The 26,445-nt window shown below is 67.8% G+C and carries 23 protein-coding genes; 7 read left to right on the forward strand and 16 right to left on the reverse strand.

Annotated elements, in window-relative coordinates; all coding sequences use genetic code 11:
- Window positions 1–2 precede the first annotated feature (2 nt).
- From phnY to phnS, 6 genes are read right to left on the reverse strand one after another with little or no spacing between them, the layout of a single operon-like run.
- The gene (phnY, locus tag DTA15_RS03370; protein WP_006493412.1) at window positions 3–1,457 is read right to left on the reverse strand and encodes a phosphonoacetaldehyde dehydrogenase; all 1,455 of its coding nucleotides are present in this window, start codon (window positions 1,455–1,457) and stop codon (window positions 3–5) included.
- Complete coding sequence (gene phnA / locus DTA15_RS03375) at window positions 1,454–2,764, reverse strand: phosphonoacetate hydrolase (protein WP_006489490.1); 1,311 nt, start codon at window positions 2,762–2,764, stop codon at window positions 1,454–1,456. Before phnA ends, phnY begins: the two co-directional genes overlap by 4 nt.
- Window positions 2,761–3,621: a 2-aminoethylphosphonate ABC transport system, membrane component PhnV gene (gene phnV / locus DTA15_RS03380; protein WP_006489484.1), complete on the reverse strand. Its 861-nt coding sequence runs from the start codon at window positions 3,619–3,621 to the stop codon at window positions 2,761–2,763. The genes phnA and phnV overlap by 4 nt, the downstream gene beginning before the upstream one ends.
- On the reverse strand, window positions 3,611–4,531 hold the full coding sequence (gene phnU / locus DTA15_RS03385) for a 2-aminoethylphosphonate ABC transporter permease subunit (RefSeq protein WP_006489467.1): 921 nt from the start codon (window positions 4,529–4,531) through the stop codon (window positions 3,611–3,613). Before phnU ends, phnV begins: the two co-directional genes overlap by 11 nt.
- Window positions 4,509–5,612, reverse strand: a complete 1,104-nt coding sequence (phnT, locus tag DTA15_RS03390; protein WP_006494272.1) for a 2-aminoethylphosphonate ABC transport system ATP-binding subunit PhnT — start codon at window positions 5,610–5,612, stop codon at window positions 4,509–4,511. The genes phnU and phnT overlap by 23 nt, the downstream gene beginning before the upstream one ends.
- Before the next feature lie 34 nt (window positions 5,613–5,646).
- Window positions 5,647–6,738 carry a 2-aminoethylphosphonate ABC transporter substrate-binding protein gene (gene phnS / locus DTA15_RS03395; RefSeq protein ID WP_006489475.1) on the reverse strand — a complete coding sequence of 364 codons (1,092 nt, stop codon included), beginning with the start codon at window positions 6,736–6,738 and terminating at the stop codon, window positions 5,647–5,649.
- 261 nt (window positions 6,739–6,999) lie between these two features.
- Here phnS and DTA15_RS03400 point away from each other — a divergent pair, with 261 nt between their 5' ends.
- Complete coding sequence (locus tag DTA15_RS03400) at window positions 7,000–8,109, forward strand: 2-aminoethylphosphonate--pyruvate transaminase (protein WP_006489488.1); 1,110 nt, start codon at window positions 7,000–7,002, stop codon at window positions 8,107–8,109.
- Between the two features lie 97 nt (window positions 8,110–8,206).
- Here DTA15_RS03400 and DTA15_RS03405 read toward each other — a convergent pair whose 3' ends face one another.
- Genes DTA15_RS03405 through aroQ form a run of 3 tightly spaced genes read right to left on the reverse strand, consistent with a single transcriptional unit; the run spans window position 8,207 to window position 10,895 of the window.
- Window positions 8,207–9,550, reverse strand: coding sequence for an MFS transporter (locus tag DTA15_RS03405; protein WP_006489486.1), 1,344 nt, complete (start codon window positions 9,548–9,550; stop codon window positions 8,207–8,209).
- Between the two features lie 38 nt (window positions 9,551–9,588).
- Window positions 9,589–10,443 (reverse strand): shikimate dehydrogenase, encoded by an 855-nt coding sequence (locus tag DTA15_RS03410; RefSeq protein WP_006489465.1) that lies wholly within the window; start codon window positions 10,441–10,443, stop codon window positions 9,589–9,591.
- Window positions 10,440–10,895, reverse strand: a complete 456-nt coding sequence (gene aroQ, locus DTA15_RS03415) for a type II 3-dehydroquinate dehydratase (protein WP_006489476.1) — start codon at window positions 10,893–10,895, stop codon at window positions 10,440–10,442. The genes DTA15_RS03410 and aroQ overlap by 4 nt, the downstream gene beginning before the upstream one ends.
- Window positions 10,896–11,152: 257 nt before the next feature.
- Here aroQ and DTA15_RS03420 point away from each other — a divergent pair, with 257 nt between their 5' ends.
- Complete coding sequence (locus DTA15_RS03420; RefSeq protein WP_006489478.1) at window positions 11,153–13,045, forward strand: bifunctional sugar phosphate isomerase/epimerase/4-hydroxyphenylpyruvate dioxygenase family protein; 1,893 nt, start codon at window positions 11,153–11,155, stop codon at window positions 13,043–13,045.
- 287 nt (window positions 13,046–13,332) lie between these two features.
- Window positions 13,333–13,596: a hypothetical protein gene (locus DTA15_RS03425; protein ID WP_006489463.1), complete on the forward strand. Its 264-nt coding sequence runs from the start codon at window positions 13,333–13,335 to the stop codon at window positions 13,594–13,596.
- Window positions 13,597–13,674: 78 nt separating this feature from the next.
- On the opposite strand, the gene DTA15_RS03430 is transcribed toward DTA15_RS03425, so the two are convergent.
- The gene (locus DTA15_RS03430; protein WP_006489480.1) at window positions 13,675–14,469 is read right to left on the reverse strand and encodes an AraC family transcriptional regulator; all 795 of its coding nucleotides are present in this window, start codon (window positions 14,467–14,469) and stop codon (window positions 13,675–13,677) included.
- Between the two features lie 580 nt (window positions 14,470–15,049).
- On the opposite strand from DTA15_RS03430, the gene DTA15_RS03440 reads away from it, so the two are divergent.
- Complete coding sequence (locus DTA15_RS03440) at window positions 15,050–16,228, forward strand: branched-chain amino acid ABC transporter substrate-binding protein (protein ID WP_006489492.1); 1,179 nt, start codon at window positions 15,050–15,052, stop codon at window positions 16,226–16,228.
- A 312-nt stretch (window positions 16,229–16,540) separates the two neighbouring features.
- On the forward strand, window positions 16,541–17,851 hold the full coding sequence (locus DTA15_RS03445; protein ID WP_006494264.1) for an MFS transporter: 1,311 nt from the start codon (window positions 16,541–16,543) through the stop codon (window positions 17,849–17,851).
- 113 nt (window positions 17,852–17,964) lie between these two features.
- Here the strand turns inward: DTA15_RS03445 and DTA15_RS03450 are convergent, their stop codons facing one another.
- The 4 genes from DTA15_RS03450 to garD form a co-directional block, all read right to left on the reverse strand.
- Entirely contained in the window at window positions 17,965–18,402 is a 438-nt protein-coding gene (locus tag DTA15_RS03450) for a DoxX family protein (RefSeq protein WP_006491342.1), read from the reverse strand.
- A gap of 163 nt (window positions 18,403–18,565) precedes the next feature.
- On the reverse strand, window positions 18,566–19,021 hold the full coding sequence (locus DTA15_RS03455; RefSeq protein ID WP_006491332.1) for an RbsD/FucU family protein: 456 nt from the start codon (window positions 19,019–19,021) through the stop codon (window positions 18,566–18,568).
- 79 nt (window positions 19,022–19,100) lie between these two features.
- Complete coding sequence (locus DTA15_RS03460; protein WP_006491341.1) at window positions 19,101–19,493, reverse strand: nuclear transport factor 2 family protein; 393 nt, start codon at window positions 19,491–19,493, stop codon at window positions 19,101–19,103.
- Between the two features lie 182 nt (window positions 19,494–19,675).
- Window positions 19,676–21,220 (reverse strand): galactarate dehydratase, encoded by a 1,545-nt coding sequence (gene garD / locus DTA15_RS03465; RefSeq protein WP_006491327.1) that lies wholly within the window; start codon window positions 21,218–21,220, stop codon window positions 19,676–19,678.
- Between the two features lie 229 nt (window positions 21,221–21,449).
- On the opposite strand from garD, the gene kdgD reads away from it, so the two are divergent.
- Window positions 21,450–22,364 (forward strand): 5-dehydro-4-deoxyglucarate dehydratase, encoded by a 915-nt coding sequence (gene kdgD / locus DTA15_RS03470; protein WP_006491348.1) that lies wholly within the window; start codon window positions 21,450–21,452, stop codon window positions 22,362–22,364.
- A gap of 87 nt (window positions 22,365–22,451) precedes the next feature.
- Here kdgD and DTA15_RS03475 read toward each other — a convergent pair whose 3' ends face one another.
- Window positions 22,452–23,006 (reverse strand): hypothetical protein, encoded by a 555-nt coding sequence (locus tag DTA15_RS03475; protein ID WP_006491340.1) that lies wholly within the window; start codon window positions 23,004–23,006, stop codon window positions 22,452–22,454.
- A 192-nt stretch (window positions 23,007–23,198) separates the two neighbouring features.
- A complete protein-coding gene (locus DTA15_RS03480; protein WP_006491335.1) occupies window positions 23,199–24,776 on the reverse strand; it encodes an aldehyde dehydrogenase (NADP(+)) in 1,578 nt (525 codons plus the stop codon).
- A 247-nt stretch (window positions 24,777–25,023) separates the two neighbouring features.
- Here DTA15_RS03480 and DTA15_RS03485 point away from each other — a divergent pair, with 247 nt between their 5' ends.
- Window positions 25,024–26,400, forward strand: a complete 1,377-nt coding sequence (locus tag DTA15_RS03485; protein ID WP_006491336.1) for an MFS transporter — start codon at window positions 25,024–25,026, stop codon at window positions 26,398–26,400.
- Window positions 26,401–26,445: the final 45 nt, after the last annotated feature.

Genomic DNA, 26,445 nt, shown 5'->3' on the forward strand with positions numbered 1-26,445 from the left:
GTTTACTCCCAAGGCAGCGAAAACGTCTTCAGGTTCGTGAAACTCTTCATCGCCTCCTGGACGCCTTCCTTGTAACCGAGCCCCGAATCCTTGATCCCGCCGAACGGCGACAGTTCGATCCGGTATCCGGGCACTTCCCATACGTTCACCGTGCCGACGTTCAACTCGTTCACGAACCGTACGACGGCGGCCGTGCTGTCCGTACAGACACCCGACGACAGCCCGAACGCCGTGCCGTTGCTGAGCCGGATCGCGTCGTCGATCGTATCGAATGCGATGACGGGCGACACGGGCCCGAAGGTCTCCTCGCGCACCAGCGTCATCGACGGATCGACGTTGTCGAGCACGGTCGGCGCGTACAACGCGCCGCGCCGCACATTGCCCGTCAGCAGGCGCGCGCCCTGCGCGACCGCCTCGTTCACGCGCGCCTCGAACAGCCGCGCCGCGGCTTCGTCGATCACCGTGCCCATTTCGTTCGAGGGATCGAATGGATCGCCATATTTCCAGGCGCGCGTCTTCTCGACGAGCAATTCGGTGAACGCCGGCACGATGGAGCGCTGCACCAGCATCCGCTTGACGGCCGTGCAGCGCTGGCCCGAATTCCGGTACGAGCCCAACACCGCGAGCGACGCCGCGCGGTCGGGATCGGCATCGGCGAGGACGATCAGCGGATCGTTGCCGCCCAGCTCCAGCACGATGCGCCGGTAGCCGGCCCGCGCCGCAATCGCCTTGCCGATCGCGACGCCGCCCGTGAACGTGATCAGCGACGCATGCGGATGCGTGACGAGCTCGTCCGCGATCTCGGCCGGGTCGCCGGTCAACACCTGCAGCATCGGTTCCGGCAGCCCGGCTTCATACAGCAGGTCGGCCAGATAGAACGCCGACAGCGGCACCTTCTCCGACGGCTTCACGATCACGCGGTTGTTGGTCGCGATCGCCGGCGCGATCTTGTGCGCGACCTGGTTCATCGGATGATTGAACGGCGTAATCGCGACGATCACGCCGTCGAGCGGCTGGCGCTGCGAGAACACGCGCCGCGCCTTGCCGTGGGGCGTCAGGTCGCAAGAGAAACTCTGCGCATCGTCACGCAGCGCCTCGACCGCCGCGAACTTCAGCACGTCGGCCACCCGGCCGATCTCGTAGCGCGAATCCTGTTTCGACAACCCCGACTCGAGCGTGATCAGGTCGGACGCCTCCTCGGTGCGCTCGCGCAGCAGCGCGGCCGCACGTTCGAGAATCTGCGAGCGTTCGTAGCGCGTCAGCGTCGGCCGGTAGGCCATCGCGTAATCGAACGCCGCACGCACGTCGTCGACGCTGGCGAGCGGCGCGGTGCCGACGCGCGTGCCCGTGTACGGGTCCGTGACGTCGAGCGTGCGCTCGCGCATCGCGCGCGTGCCGCACCAACGCAACGCTTCGGCACGAAACGACGGATGATCTTGCCGCGGATGAGCCATCATGTCGCGATCCGGTTCAACACGAAATCGAACACGTCGAAGTTACGCGGGCGACGTGCGGGATCGTCCCGCTCGATACGGCGATTGAACAGCAGCGGCACCTCCTGCTCCGACACGCCGCCATGCGAACGCAGCGGCACCGTGAGGCCCGACAGATCGTGGTCGCGTTCACGCGTACCGAGCGTCATGTCGCGGCGGCCGATCACGACGAGATCGCCGATCCGGTCGGCCGGCAGTTCGAAACGAGCGGCGGCTTCCGCGTTGTCGAGCACGAGCTCGACGCCATCGAGGCCACCGATGCGCCACATCGCTTCGGGCCGATCGACGCCCGGCGCCAGGTAGATCGTCGCGAACGAACCGAGCGCGCCGTGATGCACGACGTACGGATCGGTAATCGGCAAGATCACGCGCGCCGCCTGCGTGCCGTACCAGCCGTCGAAGGCGTCCTGCAGATAGATCACGTTCGGCCGGCCCGTCTCCGGATCGTGCTTCGCGTTCATCCCGTGATCGGCCGTGAGCCCGATCACCCAGCCGAGCGCGTCGAGCTGCGCGAGGTAGCCGTCCATCATCGCGTAGAACGCGTTCGCGCCGGCACTGCCCGGCTCGCATTTGTGCTGCACGTAGTCGGTGGTCGACAGGTACATCAGGTCGACCTGCCGCGTCTGCGCGAGGCGTACGCCGGCCGCGAACACGAATTCGGACAATGCCGCGCTGTACACATCCGGCGACGGCAGGCCGACCCAGTCGAGCACGTCGACGATCCCGTTTTCCGCGAGATTGGCCTGCGCGGCCTTCTCGGCCGAAAAGCAGATGCCGTTCAGCTGCCAGCCGAGCAGCCGGCGCAGCTTGTCCTTCGCGGTCACGACGGCCACCCGCGCACCGGCGTCGGACGCCGCGGCGAGCAGCGTGCCGGCCCGCAGGTAGGCCGGGTCGTTCATCATGACTTCGGCGCCGCGCCCGCCGTCGGCGGCCGGATCCCAGAAGTAGTTGCCGCAGATGCCGTGAACCGACGGCGGCACGCCGCAGACGATCGACAGGTTGTTCGGGTTGGTGAAGGTCGGCACGACGCAATCGGCGCGCCACGCGGTGCCTTGCTCGATCATCCGGCCGATGAACGGCGCGACGCCCGCTGCCACCGCCCGTTCGAGATAGTCGTACTCGCAGCCGTCGACACAGATGACGACGGTCGGCTCGACCGGCAGCCGGTAGCGCCGGCCGTTGACGTCGATCGAGCGTCCCGCGAGATCCGGCGCACCCTTGCCGGCGGCCGGTTGCTCGCCGGGGAGCCGCAACGCGAACGCGGCGTTCATGATGCCGCCCGCTTGCCGCGCGGCACGCGCGCGGCGATCAGCAGCAACGCCGCGAGCGACGCGCCGAGCATCAGCAGCGACAGCGCCGACGCCGGCAGGTAGTAGCCGCGCTCCACCTGCCCGATCACGACGATCGGCACGGTCGCGAAGCCGGGCGGATATACCGTCAGCGTCGCGCCGAGCTCACCGAGCGACAGCGCGAAGCCGAGCGCGAGGCTCGCGCGCAGCGCCGGCACGAGCTGCGGCAGCAGCACGCGGCGCAGCACCATCGCGGGCGGCGCACCGAGGCTCGCGGCAGCTTCGCGCAGCACGGTCAATTCCGGGCGCAGCGCGGCGGCCGCGCAGCGATAGCAGAACGGCAGAATCAGCGCGAGCTGCACCAGCACGACGATCGCCGCCGAGCTGGACAGGTCGAGCGGCTTCCGGTGATACGCGATCAGCACCGCGAGCCCGAGCACGACGCTCGGTACGCCGTTCGGCACCATCACAAGCGCGTCGACGACCGCCCCGAGGCCGCGCCGGTCGCGCCCTTCGAGCGCGAGCGCCAGCCACAGCCCGAGGATCGTGCCGAGCGCCGATACGCCGAAGCCGATTTCGAGGCTCGTCACCAGCGCGTCGTATTCCGGCGAGCCGAGCCGCTCGAACCAGCGCAGGCTGTAGCCGGCCGGCAAGATCGTGCCCGACCACTGCGTCGACACGCTCGACAGCGCGACGACGATCACCGGCAGCACGAACAGCCAGAAGCACGCGAACGCGGCCAATGCGAGCGCGGCGCGCGACGCATGCTTGAGCAACGCGTCGGTCCAGCCGACCTGGTGCCGCGGCACGGCCTGCCCGATACGGAATTCAGCGGACATCGTTCCCTCCCGTCGCACGCCGGTTCACCCGGCGATAAACCGCATACAACGCCAGCGACAGCGTCAACATCACGACCGCGCCGGCCGACGCGGTCGGCAGGTCGAGATCGACGGTCGCGCTGCTGTAGATCGCGACCGGCAACGTGACGAGCCGCGCGCTGCCGAGCACGAGCAGGATGCCGAACTCGTTCAGCGTCAGCAGGAAGCACAGCACGGTGCCGGCGGCGATGCCCGGCCACGCGATCGGCAGCACGACGCGGCGCGCGAGCATCCAGCCGGGCGCGCCGAGGCTGCGCGCGGCTTCGATCAGCCGCAGGTCCAGCGTCGCGAACGACGCGAGCGTCGGCCGCACGACGAACGGCGTGTAGAACACGGTCTGCGCGAGAATCACGCCGCCGATGCCGAACAGGAAATCGAGCGGCGGATGCTCGAGATGGAACAGGTGCTGCAGCGCGATGCTGACCGAGCCCTGCGAGCCGTACAGGAAGATCAGCGTGAACGCGACGAGGAACGACGGAAACGCGACGTACAGCTCCAGGAAGCGCGTGACGAGCGATGCACCCGGGAACGGCTTGAAGAACAGCAGCGCGGCCAGCAGCACGCCGAACACCGATGCGGTGCCGGCGCTCGCGAACAGCACGCCGAGCGTCGTCAGCAGCACGTTGCGCGTGTCGGGATTGCCGAAGAAGGTGCGGTACGCGGCGAAACTCAGCCCGTGATCGCCCGACACGCTCAGCAGCACGAGCCGCACCAGCGGATAGACGACGAGCGGGCCGAGCACGACGATCGCCAGCGCAGCGAGGTGCAAATCGCCCATGCGCCTGCCGCGCCGCGCGGCCGCGGCGTGTGCGGCGGCCGACGCGAGCACGTGCGGCGGCAGGCCGGCTTCAGGGCTCGATAAGGACGACATCGTCTGCCTCGCAATGCAGGGACACGCGCGCACCGCGCTCGGGAGCCGCGCCGCGGCCGCGTTGCATCGTGACGCGCACGGGCTCGTCGGGCGCCGCGTCGATCACGACGGCGATCGACAGGTCCGCGCCCTGCCATTCGACCGACGACACCGTGCCGTGCAGGCCGCCCGCTGCGGGCGGCATCACGGTCAGCCGCTCGGGACGCACGCACGCGACCTTGCCGCGCACCTCGTGGCGCGGATCGCCGAGCGGGAAGATCACATGCGGCGGCAGCAGGTTCGCCGGGCCGAGATAGCGCGCGACGTAGCCGTCGCGCGGCGCGTCGTACAACTGCTGCGGCGTGCCGAGCTGCGCGATGTGACCATCGCGCATCAGCAGCGCGCGGTCGGACAGCACGAGCGCATCGTCGCGGTCGTGCGTCACGCAGACGACGGTCAGGTTCGGCAGGCGCTCGTGCAGCGCCTTCAGTTCGCTGCGCACCGACGCGCGCAGGTTGGCGTCGAGCGCCGACAGCGGCTCGTCGAGGAGCAGCACGTCGGGCTCGATCACCAGCGCGCGGGCCAGCGCGACGCGCTGCTGCATCCCGCCCGACAGTTGCGCGGGCAGATGGTGACCCGCGTCGCCGAGCTGCACGAGCTTCAGCGCATCGGCGACGCGGCGCGTCACTTCCGACGACGCCATGCCACGCGCGCGCAGCCCGAATGCGACGTTCTCGAACACCGACAGGTGCGGGAACAACGCGTAATTCTGGAACAGCAGACCGAGGTTGCGCTTGTGCGGCGGCGCATAGGTCAGGTCGCGTCCGGCAACGGTCAGCGTGCCGGTCAGGCCGTCGGCCTTCACGAACCCGGCGATGAAGCGCAGCAGCGTGGTCTTGCCGCAACCGCTCTTGCCGAGCACGGTCAGAAATTCACCGGCGCCGATCGACAGCGACAGATCCTCCAGCACCGTGCGCGCGCCGTAGCGCACGCTCAGATGCTCGATCTGCACGCCGCCCGGCGCGCCGGACCGCAGCGTCGCGTGCGGTTCGGCGGCGCCGAATGCGCCGGGATGGGTCAGGGTGGTTTCCACCGGGTTCATCCTCTTGCTCGCGAATACAGGCGGCGTGCGCCGATCACTTCGGCTTGACGACGTCGAGCTGCTTGCCCGAGCTGCCGATCACGTCCTTCTTCCAGCGCTCGATCCACACCGGCTTCTTCGCCATCACCTGGGTCCAGTCGACCGGAATCAGCTTCACACCCGCGATCGCCTTCTTGACCGCTTCGCCGTTCTTGCCGGCCAGCGGCACGTCGGTGCGGCCCGGGATGCCGTACATGTCCGGCACCTTCGACTGCACTTCCGTCGACATCAGGTAGTCGATCAGCTTCCGGCCGGCGTCCTGGTTCGGGCCGCTCTTGATCAGGCCGATGCCGTACGGGAGCTGGAACGTGGTCGGCTGGTCGCCGTCCTTCGCGGCCAGGAAGATCGGCTTGATGGACAGCGCGCCGTGTTCGGCATCGTCGAGGTCCATCTGCAGGTCGCCGTTCGCGACGCTGATCTCGTTACGCGACAGCAGCACGTTCAGGTAACCCGTGCCCTTCGTGTGGAACTTCACGCTCTGCGACAGCTTCGCGAGATAGTCGAACGCCTTGTCCTCGCCCATCAGCGACGTCGTCAGGATCAGCACGGCCATCCCGTCGCCGGCCGTGGCCGGGTTCGAGTACGCGACCTTGCCGGCGTAGGCCGGCGCGAGCAGGTCGGCGAACGTCTTCGGCTGGTTCTTCACGACGTCCGGGTTGATCGCGAACGAGAAGTAGTTGTTCACGAACGTCGCCCAGGTGCCGTCCTCGGCCTTCGCGATGGCCGGCACGTTCTTGTAGTTCACGCTCTGGTACGGCTGCAGCAGGCCCATCTGGCCGGCTTGCTGGATGAACGGCGGCAGCGTGACGATCACGTCGGCCTTCGGGGAATTCTTCTCGATGTTCGCGCGGTTCACCACCTCGCCGCTGCCCGCCGTCACGATGTTGACCTTCACGCCTTCCTTCTTCTCGAAAGCCGGCAGCACGTCGCGATAGAGGTTCTCGAGGCCGTCCGCCGTGTACAGCACGACCGCGTTTGCCGCATGCGCCGGCATCGCGGCGCCTTGCAGCAGACCGGCGGCGCAGGCGGCCAGCGCGAGTTTGCGGAACGCGCCGGCGGCGGCGCGCGAGGGTTTCTGCAGTGTCATCTCACTTCTCCGTAGGCGGAACACCAAACGGCCGGGGCACGATCCGGCTCTCCTGTTGTCTTCGGGCGAGCCGCCTGGCGGCCCGCCTCGCTACCGCGCTCAGGCTGGGTGTCGCGCGGCAACCGAAGGATCACAGCGTTCGATGACAAAGCCGTGACGAATGCCACAATTTCCAAAAAATGACACATTTTGCCACTATCATGCAAGTCATTCGGAAATGCCATCCGGTGTTTCGTTCGCCCTTTGCTGGAGACAAAAGCCATGTCCGACCCGATCCTGCTCACGCCCGGCCCGCTCACCACGTCCGCCACAACACGCCACGCAATGCAACATGACTGGGGGTCGTGGGATGCCGCTTTCAACCAGCTGACGGCCAGCGTCTGCGCGGATCTCGTCGCCATCGCGCATGGCGGAGACGAGTACGTATGCGTGCCGATGCAGGGTAGCGGCACGTTCTCGGTCGAAGCCGCGCTCGGCACGCTGGTGCCGCGCGACGGCGTCGTGCTGGTGCCCGAGAACGGCGCGTATTGCGCGCGCATCCTGAAAATTCTCGGCCGGCTCGGTATCGACGCGATCGCGCTGCCGTTCGGCGAAGACGCGGCCGTCGACGCGGCGGCCATTGAGGCTGCGTTCGCGCGCGAGCCGCGCATCACGCACGTCGCGCTCGTGCACCTGGAAACGAGCGCCGGGATCCTGAATCCGCTCGACGCGATCGCGGCCGCGTGCCGGCGGCACGGCAAGCGGCTGGTCGTCGATGCGATGAGTTCGTTCGGCGCGCTGCCGATCGCGCTGGCGGACAGCGGCATCGACGCGCTGATCTCGGCCAGCGGCAAATGTCTCGAAGGCGTGCCGGGAATGGGATTCGCGATCGTGCGGCGCGACGCGCTCGACGCGAGCGAAGGCAACTCGCCCTCGCTCGCGCTCGATCTCCACGACCAGTACGCGTACCTGCGCAGGACGGGGCAATGGCGCTTCACGCCGCCGACGCACGTGATTGCCGCGCTGCGCGCCGCGCTCGACCAGTATCTCGCCGAAGGCGGCCAGCCGGCGCGCGGCGCGCGCTATGCGGACAACTGCCGGACGCTGGTCGAATCGATGCGCGCGCTCGGTTTCGTGCCGTTCCTCGACGCGAGCGTGCAGGCGCCGGTGATCGTCACGTTTCACGCGCCCGACCATCCAGCCTACGATTTCCGCCGTTTCTACGACGCGGTGCGCGACGCGGGCTTCATCCTGTATCCGGGCAAACTGACGCGGCTCGAGACGTTCCGCGTCGGCTGCATCGGCGCGATCGATGCGGGCGATATCCGGCGGGCGGTCGCCGCGATCGCGCAGGCAATCGAATCGCTCGGCATCGCGATGCAGCCCGCATGAAGCGAGGTATGTGCCGACCGGTCGGCACGCGCAAACAAAAAACCCGGCGGCCAACCGGCCGCCGGGCGAACGCACCGAGTGTGCGTGGAGCCGGTGCTTACAGCTCGATCCGCTTGATGTCGCCGACGACGAAGATGTACGACAGCGCACCGACCAGCGCGATCACGCCGATGAACACGAGCGCGCCGACGAACGAGCCGGTCGACGCGACGATGAAGCCGACCACGAGCGGCGTGACGATGCCCGCCAGGTTCGCCGCGAAGTTGAAGATGCCGCCCGTCACGCCGAGCAGGCCGTCCGGCGCGATGTCCGACACGAGCGTCCAGCCGAGCGCGGCCATCCCCTGCGCGAAGAACGCGACCGACATGATCGCGATCACCGCCTCGTTGCTCTGCACGTAGTTCGCGAGAATGATCGTCGACGCGAGCAGCAGGCCCGCGATGATCGGCAGCTTGCGCGCGAGGTTCGCGGACTTGCCGCGGCGCAGCAGCCAGTCGGAGAAGATCCCGCCGAACATCACGCCGACCGACGCGGCGATGAACGGCATCACCGCGAAGAAGCCGATCTTCAGCCAGCCCATGTGGCGCTCGGTTGCCAGATAGGTCGGGAACCAGGTCAGGAAGAATACGAGCGTCGAGTTGCCGGCGAACTGGCCGAGGCAGATGCCCGCGAGCTGGCGCTTCTTCACCAGTTGGCCGACCATCGACCAGCTGAACTTGGCCTGCGCCGGCTTGCCGCTCTTGTCGCCGTCCTTGCGCGCACCGTGCACGAGACCGCCGCCCGCTTCGATATAGGCCAGTTCCGCCGAATTCGCGCCCGGGTGGTTGCGCGGCTCGTGGTAGAACTTCCACCAGACCAGGCCGAACACGATGCCGACCGCACCGACCACCCAGAACAGCGAGCGCCAGCCGAACGCGCCCATCAACGCGAACAGCACCGGGCTGAAGAACGCGAGGCCGATGTACTCGCCGACGGTGTAGGTGCCGGTCGCCATCGCGCGTTCGTTCTGCGGGAACCACGTCGCGACGACGCGGCTGTTGGTCGGGAAGCACGGCGCTTCCGTCACGCCGAGACCGAGCCGGCACGCGAGCAACGTCGCGACGCCCGGCACGAAGCCTTGCAGGAACGTGCACAGCGACCACAGCGTCATCGACCAGTAGTAGGTGATCTTGCTGCCGAAGCGGTCGAGGAACAAGCCGCCGGGCACCTGCATCGCCACGTACGTCCACGAAAACGCGGAGAACATGACGCCCATCACGGCCGCGTTGATGCCGAGCTCCTTGGTGAGCTGCGGCGCCGCCACGCCCAGCACGGTGCGGTCGAGATAGTTGATCATCGTGCCGATCGCGAGCAGCGCGAGGATCTTGTAGCGCGCCGACGTGCGCCGGACCGTGCCGGCCGCCTGCGCCGGCGCGGCGCTCGTGTGGGTGGTGTGTTGCATGGTCGTCTCCTGTCTCTCTTTCTGTGTCTGCAAGGGGGTCAGCGCGCGACGAGCGACTGAAAGTGATCGAACATCCGCTCGGCGTCGGGCGTGCGCCCGGTGAAGAGCTCGAACGCGTCGACGGCCTGGTACACGGCCATCCCGCCGCCCGGCAGCGTCGCGCAGCCGGCCGCGCGCGCGGCGTGGATCAGTTCGGTTTCGAGCGGGAAATACACGATGTCGGCCACCCACATGCCTGCGTGGAGCAGTTCGGCCGGCAGCGGCAGGCCCGGATGCTTGGCCATGCCGGTCGGCGTGCAGTGGATCAGGCCGGTCGTTGCGCGCATCGCGGCCGCGAGATCGCTGCCCGGCGTGACCCGGGCGGCAGGGAAGCGCTGCTGCAATTCGCCCGCCAGCGCGGTGGCGCGCGTGCCGTCGACGTCGAAAATCGTCAGTTCAGCCGCGCCCATCTGCAGCGCGGCGTGCGCGACGGCCGCGCCCGCGCCGCCCGCGCCGAGCTGGACGACGCGGTCGAGCTTCGCGTCCGGCAGCCCGCGGCGGAACGATTTCGCAAAGCCCGACCAGTCGGTGTTGTGGCCGATCCGCTTGCCGTCCTTGAACAGCACGGTGTTCACCGCGCCGAGCGCACGCGCGTCGTCCGACAGCGCGTCGAGGTGCTCGATCACGCGCTGCTTGCACGGATGCGTGATGTTCAGCCCGTTGTAGCCCATCCGCTGCGCGGCCTCGAGCAGTTGCGGCAGTGCGTCGACGGTCACGCCGAGCGCATCGAGATCGATGCGCCGGTACACGTAGCCGAAGCCCTGGCGGAAGCCCTCTTCCTCGTGCATCGCGGGCGACAGCGAACCGCCGATGCCCTGGCCGATCAGGCCGATCAGAAACGACGGGCGGCTCATCGGGCAGCCCCCTGCGCGAACAGCGTCGCCAGGCGCTGCAGCGCGAACACGTAGCCTTCGGTGCCGCAGCCGCAGATCACGGCTTCGGCGATCGCCGAGATATACGAATGGTGGCGAAACGCCTCGCGGCGATGGACGTTCGAGATATGCACCTCGATCACCGGCTTCGCGATCGCGGAAAGCGCGTCGGCCAGCGCGACCGACGTGTGCGTATAGGCGGCCGGGTTGATCACGATGCCGTGCGTGTCGTGACGCGCGGCATGCAGCCAGTCGATCAGCTGGTGCTCGGCGTTCGACTGGCGAAACTCGATTTCCAGCCCGAGCCCTTCCGCCGCCGTGCGGCAGCGCTGCTCGAGATCGGCGAGCGTTTCCGCGCCGTAGATATGGGGCTCGCGGGTGCCCAGCAGATTGAGGTTCGGGCCGTTCAGCACCAGCACCTTGTGCTTGCTCATCGTGTTTCTGCTCCTGAAACAGGGGCAGACCAGGATCGGCGCCGCCCCGAAGACATCGGAATTTGGCGCTAGTGTGCGCCCGTGCACGCGGGCTGTCTTTTCGGGTTTTCGCTAATTTGTACCATCTAGTTAGTTTGTACAATACGCATCACTAACCCAGTAAATTCGGGATATGGCGCGCGTACGGAACTCAACGACTGGTTCATTCAGGGCCAGTTCGACCGGCGCCATGCCCTGTTCATCCGCAGGAAACGCCCATGCAGCGCTCGATCGCCACCGTGTCACTGTCCGGCACGCTCGCCGAGAAGCTCGCCGCCGTCCAGGCCGCGGGCTTCGACGGCGTCGAAATCTTCGAAAACGATCTCGTCTACTTCGACGGATCGCCGGCCGACGTCCGGCGCATGGCCGCCGACCTCGGCCTCGACATCGTGCTGTTCCAGCCGTTTCGCGACTTCGAGGGCGTGAGCGCGGCCCAGCTTGCGCGCAATCTCGACCGGATCAAGCGCAAGTTCGACGTGATGCATGCGCTCGGCACCGACCGCATCCTCGTCTGCAGCAGTGTGGCGGCCGACACGATCGCGGACGACGGGCTGCTCGTCGACCAGCTCGGCGTGCTCGCCGAAGCCGCGCGGCAGGCCGGCGTGGTAGCCGCGTACGAAGCGCTCGCGTGGGGCCGTGTCGTGAAACGGTACGGCCACGCGTGGAAACTCGTGAACGCGGTGAACAGCCCGCACCTCGGCCTGGCGCTCGACAGTTTCCACACGCTGTCGCTCGACGATTCGCCGGACGCGATCGCCGACATCCCCGGCGACCGGATCGCCTTCGTGCAGATCGCCGACGCGCCGAAGCTCGTGATGGACGTGCTCGAATGGAGCCGCCACTACCGCTCGTTCCCGGGCCAGGGCGACTTCGACCTGGCGCGCTTCACCGCGCGCGTGATCGAGTCGGGCTATACGGGGCCGCTGTCGCTCGAGATCTTCAACGACGGCTTCCGCGCGGCGCCGACCGCGCTCACGGCGGCCGACGGCCATCGCTCGCTGCTCTATCTGGAAGACCTGACGCGCGCGCGGCTCGCGCAGGACGGTCGCACGCCGGCCGCCAGCCAGCCGCTGTTCGCCCCGCCCGCGCCGCCCGCGCACGTCGGGTTCCAGTTCATCGAATTCGCGGTCGACGCGCAGGCGGCGGCGACCGTCGGCGAATGGCTCGGCCGGATGCGCTTCCGGCTCGCCGGCCGGCATCGCTCGAAGGACGTGACGCTGTTCCAGCACGGCGCCGCGTCGATCGTGCTGAACGCCGAGCGCGACTCGTTCGCCGATGCGTTCTTCCAGCAGCACGGGCTGTCGCTGTGCGCGTCGGCATTCCGCGTCGACGATGCCAAAGTGGCGTTCGAACGCGCGGCCGGCTTCGGGTACGCGCCGTTCTCCGGCCGGGTCGGGCCGAACGAGCGTGTGCTGCCGAGCGTGAAGGCGCCGGACGGCAGCCTCGAATATTTCGTCGACGAGGCGCCGGATACGCCCACGCTATATGAATCGGACTTCGTGCTGACCGACATCGACGGCCCGAGCGAAGTCGGCCCGCTGACGGGCATCGATCACGTGTGCCTCGCGCTGCCGGCCGACGCGCTCGACACCTGGATCCTGTTCTTCAAGACGGCGTTCGGCTTCGAGGCCGAGCGCAGCTGGCTCGTGCCCGACCCGTACGGGCTGATGCGCAGCCGCGCGGTGCGCAGCGCCGACGGCTCGGTGCGGATCGCGCTGAACGCGTCGGTCGACCGCCATACGGCCGTCGCCGAATCGCTCGACCGCTACCACGGCACCGGGCTGAACCACGTCGCGTTCCGCACCGACGACATCGTGAAGACGGTCGCCGCGTTCGCGGCCGACGGCGTGCCGTTCCTGCGGATTCCGGCCAACTACTACGACGATCTCGCCGCGCGCTACGCGCTGCCGGACGAACTGATCGACACGCTGAGCGCGCATCACCTGCTGTACGACCGCGACGAGCACGGCGGCGAATTCCTGCATGCGTATACGGAGCTGGTCGACAACCGCTTCTCGCTGGAGATCGTCGAGCGGCGCGGCGGATACGACGGCTATGGCGCGGCGAATGCGGCCGTGCGGCTCGCCGCGCAGGCGCAGCGCAGGAAATAAGGAAAGGACGCGAAGCGGAGTTGGGGCCGGACCACGCAAGCGATTCGGCGACCATTCGGGCGGCCCACCTTTCACCCGCACCATCGTGGTGAATCGCACCGCCGAAGGCCCGCCCGCACGGCCGGCCTCGATCAGCGGGGAAGCTACGCGGCGTCTGGCGTTACATCCCGTAACCCGTACCGCAGCGCAGCATTGCGCCGTCCGCCACGGTTTTAAGAATCGCTTAAGTCTTCGACGGCACCATCCGCAACCAGTACCCGATGGTCATCTCGAAAAGGAGGAAAGCGATGAGCGCCGTAGAAGCACCCGCGGGCCGCCCGGCCGCGCCCCCTGCAAAGAAGACGATGCTGCGCCGCCTGCTCAGTCATCATGAAATCGCGACGCTGCTCGTGTTGCTGCATGCACCGATCGGCGCGAACGCCAAACCCGAATTGCCCGCGCTGCAGGAAGCCGGCCTCGTCGAAATGGTCAAGCTCGACCCCGATACGGCCCCGAGCTTCCGGCTGACCGAAGACGGCACGGCCGTCCTGAAAGGGCTCGGCTACCGCTGAGCCGCCGTTTCCCCCCTTCTCCCGCTTCCCCGCCTTACCCCGATCCCCGCAACGCGCCGGCCACGCCGGCGAGTTGCGTCACCCCGCCCGCTCCTGCAGCATCAACCGGTATTCCGTCGGCGTCACGCCGACCGTCGCCTTGAACTGACGCGTGAACGCGCTGTGATCCGTGTAGCCGCACAGTGCGGCGACGTCGGTCACCTTGTCGTGCGTGACGAGCAGCGCGGTGGCCGCGTCGAGCCGCGTCTTCAGCAACACCTGCCGCGGCGTCAAGTGGAACACCTTGTGGAAGTAGCGTTCGAGCTGCGCGACCGACATCCCGGCCATCTGCGCGAGTTGCTTCAGGTTCAGCGGCTGCACGTAATGATCCTGGATGTGCTGGACCACGTCGGCGAGCCGGCTGTAGGCCGGGTGCGATCCCTCGTGCGCCTTCAGGTCGCGCGAGATGCCCGCGAGGCCGACCACCCGGCCCGCGGCGTCGCGCAGCGGCTCCTTGCAGGTCAGGCACCAGCCCGGCTGGCGGCCCGGATACAGGTGCAGCTCGAGCTGGTCCATCAGTTGCTGGCCGGCGTTGATCGTCGCCATGTCCTGCTCGAAATAACTGCGGCCGAAGCGACGCGGAAACACCTCGTCGGCCGTCTTGCCGAGCAGGTCGCGCTTGTCCTTGTAGCCGCAGCGCATCGCCAGCGTGCGATTGACGATCGCGTAGCGGCCGCTCGCATCCTTCACGAAGAACGCGACGTCCGGCAGCGCATCGAACACCGGTTCGAGCAGGCGGAAATGCACGAGCATCGCGCCGAGATCGGCGTTGTCGGGCTGGTAGCGCAACGTGTCGGACAGGCTCATGGGCGGTACGGCAAGCAAGGTCGTCATCCCGGCAACCGCGAAGCGAGTGGCGGATGGCGTCGATTATAGGAGCGCCCCTTCGTTCGCGTCGCGCCGAACGCGGGGCGGGCAAGGCGGCGGCCGGTTGCATCGTGCGTCGCGATCGGCCGCATCGGTCAGCCGCACAGGTTGCGCACACAACTACTGCGAAGCGCGTGCGGCGCCGGCGAAGGTTCCGCTTTCGCCGCGGCCGGCGCAGCACATCGACACACTGCCAGCACGCCCCCGAATCCGCCATCCTAAAAATGCCGGCGACCCGCGTCTTGGCGGGTTTGCGCATTCGCCATGACGATTTCAGCATATATCAGGGTAATCGACGATATGCCGATATCGTCGCCGGTCACGCATCGAACGCGCAAGACGCACGCATTTTCGCTATCTAGACTTCGCTTCACGGTCACGAGACGACATCCCGCCGCTGCCGCAATCGGCACGCACGACCCGTCGCATCCGCCGTCGCGCACGCCGATTCCGGCATAGCGCACGCAGTACGCGGCGAGCACGCATCGCCGCTGCGCACCGGCCTGCGGATCGATACGTCTCGCCCGGTTTACCGGCGCCGGCCCGCATGCCGGCGGCGGCCCAACCACGCCATCAAGGGGAAGTGAAAGTGAAGCTGAAGGTATCGCACGTCGCGCTGGCCGCCGCCTGCGCACTGTCGGGCGCGCACGCCATCGCCGCCGACGTCGTCAAGATCGGTTTCGCCGCACCGCTGACCGGCCCGCAGTCGAATTACGGCACGGACATGCAGAAGGGCGTGCAGCTCGCGATCGCCGATTTCAACGCGACGCATCCGACGATCGGCGGCAAGCCCGTCACGTTCCAGCTCGACTCGCAGGACGACCAGGCCGACCCGCGCACCGGCACCACCGTCGCGCAGCGGCTGATCGACGACAACGTCCGCGGGATCATCGGACACTTCAACTCAGGCACCAGCATTCCGGCGTCCGACCTGTACGATCGCGCGGGGCTGCCGCAGATCTCGATGGCGACGTCGCCGCAATACACGGCGCGCGGCTACAAGACGACCTACCGGCTGCTGACGAGCGACGCGCAGGCGGGCCGCATCGTCGGCACGTACGCGGTGAAGACGCTGCGCTTCAAGCGCATCGCGATCATCGACGACCGCACGGCCTACGGCCAGGGCATCGCGGACGAATTCGCGAAGGCCGTGGAAGCGGCCGGCGGCACGATCGTCAAGCGCGACTTCACGAACGACAAGGCGCTCGATTTCTCCGCGATCCTGACCAACCTGAAGGGCATGAATCCGGACGCGATCTTCTACGGCGGCGGCGATGCGCAATCGTCACCGATGATCCGCAAGATGCGCCAGCTCGGGATGAAGTCGGCCTTCGTGACGGGCGAAATGTCGCGCTCGCCGACGTTCCTGAAGGTCGGCGGCGACGCGGCCGAAGGCGCGATCGTCTACATGGGCGGCCTGCCGAAGGAAAAGATGCCGGGCTTCTCTGGCTACGCGGCCCGCTACAAGGCGCGCTTCAACGAAGACGTGATCACCTACTCGCCGTATTCGTACGACGGCACGATCGCGCTGCTCACCGCGATGAAGGACGCGAACTCGACCGACCCGAAGGTGTACACGCCGTATCTCGGCAAGGTGTCGATCAAGGGTGTGTCGGCCCCGAGCATCGCGTACGACGCGAAGGGCGACCTGAAGGATGCGCCAGTGACGATCTACAAGGTCGAGCGCGGCGCGTTCAAGCCGGTCGATACGATCGCCGGCAACTGATACGCACCCCTTCCCGCGCGGCGCGCCAGCGGCTCACCGGCCGCCCGCGCCGCGCGCTTCGGCCGCCTGGTCCGAAGCCGTCCTCGGCGCGCGCCCGCGCGCAGGCATTTCGCGCTCCTGTAGAATCCCCCCACCCGCTTTGACGCTTCGTCTCCGCCGTGCCCCATCCCGGTGCGGCGACGCGTGTTGCGCGCCCCACCCGGCACGCCGCACGCTTCGACGACGCAAGCCGCGCCTTGTCAGTCCATGCCGAAAAGCGGGCCCTGGAGACGCAGCACCGACAACAACATTCGAATACCGATCGTCCTGACCATGCAAGCTTCCGAATTGAGCGGCGTGCCTCGCGCCGCCGAACGCGCGCTCACGCGCAGCGACTACAAGACCCTTGGCCTTGCCGCACTCGGCGGCGCCCTCGAGTTCTACGACTTCATCATCTTCGTGTTCTTCGCGCCGGCGATAGGGCAGCTGTTCTTCCCGCACGACATTCCCGACTGGCTGCGCCAGTTGCAGACGTTCGGCATCTTCGCGGCCGGCTACCTCGCGCGCCCGCTCGGCGGCGTGATCATGGCGCACTTCGGCGACCTGTTCGGCCGCAAGCGGATGTTCACGCTGAGCGTGCTGATGATGTCGGTGCCGACGCTGCTGATGGGCCTGCTGCCGACCTACGACACGATCGGCATCCTCGCGCCGGTGTTGCTGCTGCTGTTCCGCGTGCTGCAGGGCGCAGCGGTCGGCGGCGAAGTGCCGGGCGCGTGGGTGTTCGTGTCCGAGCACGTGCCGTCGCGCCATATCGGCTATGCGTGCGGCACGCTGACCGCGGGTCTCACGGCCGGCATCCTGCTCGGCTCGCTCGTCGCGGCCGGCATCAACAGCCGCTACTCGACGGCCGAAGTCGGCGCGTTCGCATGGCGCATCCCGTTCCTGCTCGGCGGCGTGTTCGGGCTGTTCTCCGTGTACCTGCGCCGCTGGCTGCATGAAACGCCGGTGTTCGCCGAGATGAAGGCGAAGAAGGCGCTCGCGGCCGAGATTCCGCTGAAGGCGGTGCTGCGCGACCACGGCCGCGCGGTGATCGTGTCGATGCTGCTCACGTGGATGCTGTCGGCCGCGATCGTCGTCGTGATCCTGATGACGCCCGCGCTGCTGCAAAAGCAGTTCCACCTGACGCCCGCGACGACGCTGTTCGCGAACAGCGTCGCGACGCTGTGCCTGACGGCCGGCTGCATCACCGCGGGTTCGCTCGCGGGCTGGATCGGCGCGAAGCGCGTGCTCGGCATCGGCGGGCTCGGGCTGGCCGCGTGCTACTACCTGCTGTTCGCGCAGGTCGCGGCCGATGCGTCGACGCTGCCGCTCTACTACGGGATCGCGGGCTTCATGGTCGGCACGATCGGCGCGGTGCCGTTCGTGATGGTCAAGAGCTTCCCGGCCGTCGTGCGCTTCTCGGGCATCTCGTTCTCGTACAACGTCGCGTATGCGATCTTCGGCGGCCTCACGCCGGTGATCGTGTCGCTGATGATGAAGTCGAATCCGCTCGCGCCGGTCGTGTACGTCGCGGCAATCTGCGTGCTGGGCGCGATCGCCGTGCAGTTCTCGAAGGATGCGAAGGATGTGAAGGACGCACGCTGAACGTCGGCACGCACGCGCCGGCCGGATGAACGAAGGGCCGAATCCCGCGGCGTGTGGGATTCGGCCCTTTTGTTTTGCGTCGGCGCCGGCGTCGCGGCGCGAATTGGCTTAGCTCAACGCAGCACGCCGTACGACGAACTCGGCCGGCGCAGCGCGTCGATGCTCGCGCCGCCTGCGCCCGTGACGAACAGCAGCAGGAACCCGCCGGCGATCGCGACGTTCTTCCAGAAGTGAATCACCATGTCGTGCTGGACGGCCGCGTTCGTCGCGTCCCAGAAATTGTGCCCGACCATCGCGGTCGCGATCGTGTAGACCGCCATCAGCAACGCGAGCGGCCGTACCTTGTAGCCGACGATCAGCAGCAGGCCGCCGAGCCCCTCGATCGCGACGACGATCGGCGCGACGACCTGCTGATAGGGCACGTTCATCCCGTGCAGATACGCGACGAAGTCGCTGTAGCCGAGCAGCTTCATGATGCCGCCCCACAAGAACAACGCCGCCAGCGCCAGGCGTGCGAAAAAAATGACGCCGGAATCGACGGTACGCGTCATGCCTCTCTCCTCGTATGCAATTCGGCCGGCCGCGCGGCCCGGCAGGGCGCGCGGCAAATGGGCCAGCATAGAGGGTCTTTCCGCGGTGTCCAAGAAAAAGGTTGTAGCAAATCTTTACACTGCGGCGGCGACGCCCGCGGCCCGACGCGTGGAAAAAACGCGTTTAGCCCGCGTCGCTCAACAGCACGCCCTTCTTGAAGATGAAGCAGCCGTAGCCGCGCGTTTCGCCGGTGACGATCACCGCATACGCCTGCTGCGCGCGCTCGTAGAACGCGAAACGGTCGATGCCGGCGAGCGGCACCGCGCGCCCTTCCGCGCGGTCGATCTCGGCCTGCACTTCGCGCTGCACGGGCGGCACCGCGGCCGCGTCGCCGACGACTTCCATCCGCCATGCGGGCGTGTCGACGAACGTATCGAGCGGCAGCACGGACAGCACCGCGCGCACGACGCGCGCCGAATCGGCACCGTCGATCCGCAGCGCGCGGCCGACCACCGTGTGCTCCGCGACGGATTCCGCCGGGAAATTCGCATCGCAGATCGCGATTTCGTCACCGTGGCCCATCGCGCGCAGCGTGTGCAGGATGTCGGCGTGCAGCAGCGGGTCGAGATTCTTCAGCATGTCGGCTAGTCTCCGGGATCAGGAACGAATCGCATAACGTTACCCGATCCCGGCGACCGCTGCGCATGTGCCGTTCGCGTCACGACGCCGCGGCCGGCATTTCGTCGATGAAGCCCGTGACCGATGCGAGGCGGCCCGATGCGTCGACGGTGCCGAAGTCCGAGCCCTTCACGATCGCCGCGCCGTCGGGCGACACGAGCGCCCACGAGAACCGCAGATGCTGGCCGAACGCGTCGACGTCAGTCGTGCGGCGGAAGCGGTACGCGGGGAAACGTTGCTGCACGGCGGCGATCATCGTATCGATGCCCGCGTGGCCGTCGCCGGCCATCAGCGGATCGCGATAGGCCGCGTCGCTCGCGTAGGTCGCGTCGATCAGCGCGCGGCGGCGCGCGACGTCGGGTTCGTTCCACGCGTCGAAGTAGCGGTCGACCAGGTCGGCGTGGACGGACGAAGCGGATTGAGCGGTGTTCATGGCGAGGCTCCTTGTGTCGGTGGACGATGTCGCGGACGTTTCGGGTCCGCGTGCCGCTATCGTCGCCGGGCGCGCGCGGACGGTCGATTACGTACGAGGTAAGGAAATCGCGCGTGCGCCGCCCCAAAAGAAAACGGGCGCCCGAAGGCGCCCGCATCGTCTTGCCGTCACCACCTTGCGCGTCAGGTCACCGGCGCCGGATTGAACAGCGTCAGCGCATTCGCGAGCTTCCATTGCTCGGCCCACGTGCGGCGCTTGCCGCTGGCGACGTCGAGCATCAGCCGGAACAATTCCCAGCCCGTGTCCTCGATCGTCGCCGCGCCGGTCGCGATCTGCCCGGCGTCGAGATCCATCAGGTCGTGCCAGCGGCGCGCGAGATCGCTGCGCGTCGCGACCTTGATCACCGGCACCTGCGCGAGGCCGTACGGCGTGCCGCGGCCGGTCGTGAAAATGTGCAGGTTCATCCCCGCCGCGAGCTGCAGCGTGCCGCAGATGAAATCGCTCGCGGGCGTCGCCGCGTACAGCAGCCCCTTCTGCCGCGCCCGATCGCCGGGACGCACGACGCCGGCGATCGGCGCGCTGCCCGACTTCACGATCGACCCCATCGCTTTCTCGACGATGTTCGACAGCCCGCCCTTCTTGTTGCCCGGCGTCGTGTTTGCGCTGCGGTCGACGCGGCCGCGCTGCAGGTAGCGGTCGTACCAGTCCATCTCGCGAATGATCTCGCGGGCGACGTCCTCGTTCGCCGCGCGCGACGTGAGCTGCGCGACGCCGTCGCGCACTTCGGTCACTTCCGAGAACATGATCGTTGCACCCGCACGCACCAGCAGGTCGGCCGCGAAGCCGACCGCCGGGTTCGCGGTGAGCCCCGAGAACGCGTCGCTGCCGCCGCACTGCACGCCGACGACGAGATCCGACGCGGGACACGTCTCGCGACGGCGGCGGTTGAGCCGCTCGAGATGCGATTCGGCCATCTTCATGATCGAGTCGATCATCGAATTGAAGCCGACGTGCGCGGCATCCTGCAGGCACACGACGCCGCCGTTGCCGGTGGCGGTCACCGGGATCGCGCCCGGCGGCAGCAGACGCTCGGGCTGCAGCTTCTCGCAGCCGAGGCTCACGGTCATCACTTCGCCGCCGAAATTCGGATTCAGGCTGATGTTGCGCAGCGTGCGGATCGGGATGTCGGCGTCCGGCGCATCGATCGCGACGCCGCAGCCATACGTATGTTCGAGCCCGACCACGTCGTCGACGTTCGGGTAGCGCGGCAGCAGTTCGTCCTTGATCCGCTTCACCGCATGTTCGACGACGCCCGACACGCATTGCACGGTCGTCGTGATCGCGAGGATGTTGCGCGTGCCGACCGAACCGTCGGCGTTGCGGAAACCCTCGAACGTATAGCCTTCGAGCGGCTCGAGCGGCGGCGCGGCACGCGTCGCGAGCGGCAGGTCGTCGAGGCCCGGCGGCTCGGGCATGCGCATCGTGCGCTCGTTGACCCAGCTGCCGCGGCGCAGGTCGGTCAGCGCATAGCCGATCACCACGTTGTAGCGCACGACCGGGTCGCCGGCCGCGAGGTCGACGAGCGCGACCTTGTGTCCTTGCGGCACGCCTTCGCACAGCGTCAGCCCGTCGGCGAACGTCGCGCCTTCGGGCAAACCGCCGTCGTTGACGACGATCGCGACGTTGTCGTCCGGATGCACGCGGATGTAGAGCGGGGAAGCAGTCATCGGAATTCCTGGAAGCATTCTGCGATATCGTTAGTCATCATACGACATTCAACCTCACTCGACGATGCTGCGTAAACCCTTATCCGGAAAGACCCTACCCTTGACCCGCCAGCAAACCGCTTGCGTCGCTCTTTCTTGCGTTGTACGATGACATACAACGACATCGCCAATTCGGCTCGTATGCCGTTCCCGACGAACCAGCACTCGCGCTAGACGGACGACCCCAACCATGACTTCACCGCAAGAACTCAAACAGATCATCTCCCACGGCCTGCTGTCGTTTCCGCTGACGGATTTCGACGCCGACGGCAGCTTCCGTCCGAGCACCTATGCCGAGCGCCTGGAATGGCTGGCGCCGTACGGGGCGAGCGCGCTGTTCGCGGCCGGCGGCACCGGCGAATTCTTCTCGCTCACGCAGCGCGAGTATTCGGACGTGATCCGCGTCGCGACGGAAACCTGCAAGGGCAAGGTGCCGATCCTCGCCGGCGCGGGCGGCGCGACGCGCGTCGCGATCGAATATGCGCAGGAGGCCGAGCGCCTCGGCGCGAGCGGCGTGCTGCTGATGCCGCACTACCTGACCGAAGCGAGCCAGGAAGGGATCGCCGACCACGTCGAGCAGGTGTGCCGCGCGCTGAAGATCGGCGTCGTGGTGTACAACCGCGCGAATTCGAAGCTGAATGCGGACATGCTCGAGCGCCTCGCCGACCGTTGCCCGAACCTGATCGGCTTCAAGGACGGCGTCGGTGAAATCGAGAGCATGGTCACGATCCGCCGCCGCCTCGGCGATCGCTTTGCGTACCTCGGCGGCCTGCCGACGGCCGAAGTCTATGCCGCCGCGTACAAGGCGCTCGGCGTGCCGGTGTATTCGTCGGCCGTGTTCAACTTCATCCCGAAGACGGCGATGGCGTTCTACGAAGCGATCGCGAAGGACGACCACGCGACGGTCGGCCGCCTGATCGACGAGTTCTTCCTGCCGTACCTGAAGATCCGCAATCGCCGCGCGGGCTACGCGGTCAGCATCGTGAAGGCGGGCGCGAAGCTCGTCGGCCACGATGCGGGCCCGGTGCGCGCACCGCTCGTCGATCTCACCGAAGCCGAAGCGGCCGAGCTCGACGTGCTGATCAGGAAGATGGGCCCGCAGTAAGCGGGTTCGCCGGCGGCGCGGGCGTCCCGCTCCGCCTCCGTCTCACGCGATGGCCGCGCGGCTCGACGAGCCGGCGCGGCCATTGCATTACATCTGCGCGATCGCGCCGATGATCCGCTGACGCACACCGGTGAGCGTGCGCTGCGTCTCGTCGATCCCCTTGCGCGCCGCAAGCGGCCGGCCGCGCGCCGGCGACTCGGCGCCCACGATCTGTTCCAGCACGTCGCGATCGACGACCGCATCGAAGAAGCGCCCGACCGTGAACATCGCGTACTGCTTCGCCGTCGCGAGATGCGTGTTGGCCTGCGTGAGCGCGTCGGCGCGCTGTGCGCCGTTCGGCTCGTCGATGCTGCGGCGGTGCTTCAGCGCGAACACCACCGCCTCCATGTCTTGCTTGAAGCGCTCGACGGCCCTGCCGAAGATCACCGAATGCGGATCGGGGCCCACGACGGGCCGCCCCTGGTTGATCGTCACGTCGAATTCGCTGCCGCCCAGCTCGCGCTGCAGCGCGAACAGCGCGTCGGCCAGCACGCGCCCTTCGCTGGTTTCGCCGATCTGGGTACGGACCGATTTCGCGACGTCGCCGATCGCTTTCCACAATCCGGCCGCGAACAGGTGGTCGCCACGCTTGCTGATATTCATTGGATGGTTCCTTGTTGGTCTTGTGCGTCTCTCAGGCTCGCCCGCGGACCTGACGGTCCGAGGCTTCGCTACTGTAGGAGAAACGGTGCCAACAGGAAAGCCGCGCTGAAAAAAACGGAGACGGCCACCGGCCGCCTCCGTTTTTACCCATCCGGCGAGCGGCCCGGCGTTCGCCGCCGGGCCGCCCCCCCGTCACTCCGCCTTGCCGTCCCGCAGCCGCGGAATCCCGAGCGGGTTGCCTTCCTGCAGCCCTTCCGGCAACAGGTCGTCCGGGAAGTCCTGATAGCACACCGGCCGCAGGAAACGCTCGATCGCCGTCGCACCGACCGACGTGACGGCCGGGTTCGACGTCGCGGGGAACGGCCCGCCGTGCACCATCGCGTCACACACCTCGACGCCGGTCGGGTAGCCGTTGACCAGCAGGCGCCCGGCCTTGCGCTCGAGGATCGGCAGCAGCCGGCGCGCGAGCGGCTTGTCGTCGGCATCCATCTGCAGCGTGGCCGTCAACTGGCCTTCGAGCGCGTCGAGCACGCGTGCGACTTCGTCGAGATCGCGACAGCGCACGATCAGCGACGCCGGCCCGAACACTTCGTGGCTGAACGCCGGCTCGCCCAGGAACGCCTGCGCGCCCACTTCGTACAGCGCGCCGCCCGCCTGGCAGTCGGTCTGCGCCGCCTCGCCCGCGCCGATTTCGCGCACGCCCGACAGTTCGGCCAGCTTGCCGCGACCGTGACGGTACGCATCGGCGATGCCGCGCGTGAGCATCACGCCGGCCGGCTTCTTCGCGAGCGCCTGCGCGGCGACCGTCTCGAAGCGGTCGAGATCGGGGCCGTCGATCGCGAGCACGAGGCCCGGATTGGTACAGAACTGGCCGACGCCGAGTGTCAGCGAATCGACGAAGCCCGCGGCGATCGCGTCGCTGCGCGCGGCCAGCGCGGCCGGGAACAGCACGACCGGGTTGATGCTGCTCATTTCCGCATAGACGGGAATCGGCTGCGGACGCGCGTTCGCGAGCTGCACGAGCGCCATCCCGCCCTGCCGCGAGCCGGTGAAGCCGACGGCCTGGATCGCCGGATGGCTGACCAGCGCCGCCCCGATCACGCGGCCGGGGCCGACCAGCAGCGAGAACACGCCGGCCGGCATGCCGGTTTTCGCGACGGCGGCGCGGATCGCGCGGCCGACCAGCTCGGACGTGCCGAGGTGCGCTTCATGCGCCTTCACGATCACCGGGCAGCCGGCCGCGAGCGCCGACGCGGTATCGCCGCCCGCCACCGAGAACGCGAGCGGGAAATTGCTCGCGCCGAACACGACGACGGGCCCGAGCGCGACTTTCTGCAGCCGCAGGTCCGAACGCGGCAGCGGCGTGCGCGCCGGCTGCGCGGGATCGATCGACGCGGCGAGGAAACGTCCGTCGCGCACGACACGCGCGAACAGCCGGAGCTGGCCGACGGTACGGCCGCGCTCGCCCTGCAGCCGCGCGACGGGCAGGCCCGTTTCGGCGTGCGCGCGCTCGATCAGCACGTCGCCGAGCGCGACGATTTCATCGGCGATCGCTTCGAGAAACGCCGCACGAGCCGCGAGCGGCTGCGTGCGGTACGCATCGAACGCGTCGCGTGCGAGTTCGCACGCGCGGTCGACGTCGGCCTGCGTCGCGACGCCGAACGCCGGGACGTCGATCGACGCGCCCTTCGTCGGGTCGAACGCGCGCAAGGTTCCGGCCGAGCCGGCCACCGCTTCGGCGCCGATCAGCATCTCTCCTGTCAGTTGCATGGGTGTGCTCCGTGGTTCGGGAATGGATTGCCTATTGTAGCTCAACAGATACGATGTCTGCCGACATCCGCGCAGTATCCTGTCCGCGGGCAAAGGCGCCGACGATACACGCGGAAGCCTTTCCCGGCTAGCTTCTCACGACTTTCCCACACTGTGATGACGATCCTCAAAGGGAAAACCCGAGGTTTCTGGATTCGAGCATTCTCAATAAACTTTCGCCTATGTCATACGACGACGTACATTCAAAGTGAGCAATCAACCCTCCCCGCGCGATCTTCCGCTCGACCTCGCGCGCACCGCGCGCCGGACCGCCGTGCGCTACTGGATCCTGGCGATGCTGTTCGTCGTCACGACGCTCAACTATGCGGACCGCGCGACGCTGTCGATTACCGGCACGCCGATCCGCAAGGCGTTCGGCATCGATCCGGTGACGATGGGCTACATCTTCTCGGCGTTCAGCTGGGCGTACGTGCTCGCGCAACTGCCGAGCGGCTGGCTGCTCGACCGCTTCGGCGCGCGGCGCGTGTATGCGGCGAGCATCTTCCTGTGGTCGGCGTTCACGCTGCTGCAGAGCACGATCGGCCTCGGCGGCAGCGCCGCGTTCGCGGTCGCCGCGCTGTTCGCGATGCGCTTCGCGGTCGGCATCGCGGAGGCGCCGGCGTTTCCGGCGAACGCGAAGGTCGTCGCGAGCTGGTTCCCGACGGCCGAGCGCGGCACCGCATCGGCGATCTTCAACGCCGCGCAGTACTTCGCGGCCGTGGTGTTCTCGCCGCTGATGGCCTGGCTCACGCATGCGTACGGCTGGCACCAGGTGTACCTGTGGCTCGGCCTCGCCGGCATCGCGCTCGCATTCCTGTGGCTGCGCGTCGTGAAGGACCCGGCCGACCATCCGGCCGTGAACCGGGCGGAGCTCGACCATATCGAGCAGGGCGGCGGCCTCGTGCGGTCCACCACGCGCGGTAGCGGCGGCGCGTCCGAAGGCAGCCGCGTGGCGGGCTGGTACTACGTGCGCCAGCTGCTGTCGAACCGGATGCTGATCGGCGTGTACCTCGGCCAGTACTGCGTGAACGTGCTCACGTACTTCTTCCTCACGTGGTTTCCGATCTACCTCGTGCAGGCGCGCGGGATGTCGCTGCTGAAGGCCGGCTTCATGACGTCGCTGCCGGCGATCTGCGGGTTCCTCGGCGGCGTGCTCGGCGGGATGCTGTCGGACGCGCTGATCCGCCGCGGCGTTTCGCTGACGCTCGCGCGCAAGATCCCGATCGTCGGCGGGATGCTGCTGTCGATGGTCATCATCGGCTGCAACTACGTCGACAGCGAAGCGCTGGTCATCATGCTGATGGCCGTGTCGTTCTTCGGCAAGGGGATCGGCTCGCTCGGCTGGGCCGTCGTCGCGGATACCGCGCCGAAAGAAGCGATCGGCCTGTCGGGCAGCCTGTTCAACATGTTCGGCAACACGGCGGGCATCGTCGCGCCGATCGCGATCGGCTACCTCGTCGGCGCGAGCGGCTCGTTCAACGGCGCGCTCGTGTTCGTCGGGCTGAACGCGCTCGTCACCGTGTTCAGCTATCTCGTGATCGTGAAGGAGATCAAGCGCGTCGAACTGCGTCATCGCGACGCGTGAGGTTCGACCTTTGAAAAACGGCGGCCGCTTTTTACGCGGCCGCCG

Origin of the sequence: Burkholderia cenocepacia, assembly GCF_900446215.1 — a bacterium.
In the GTDB taxonomy this organism is placed as follows: Bacteria; Pseudomonadota; Gammaproteobacteria; order Burkholderiales; family Burkholderiaceae; genus Burkholderia; species Burkholderia cenocepacia.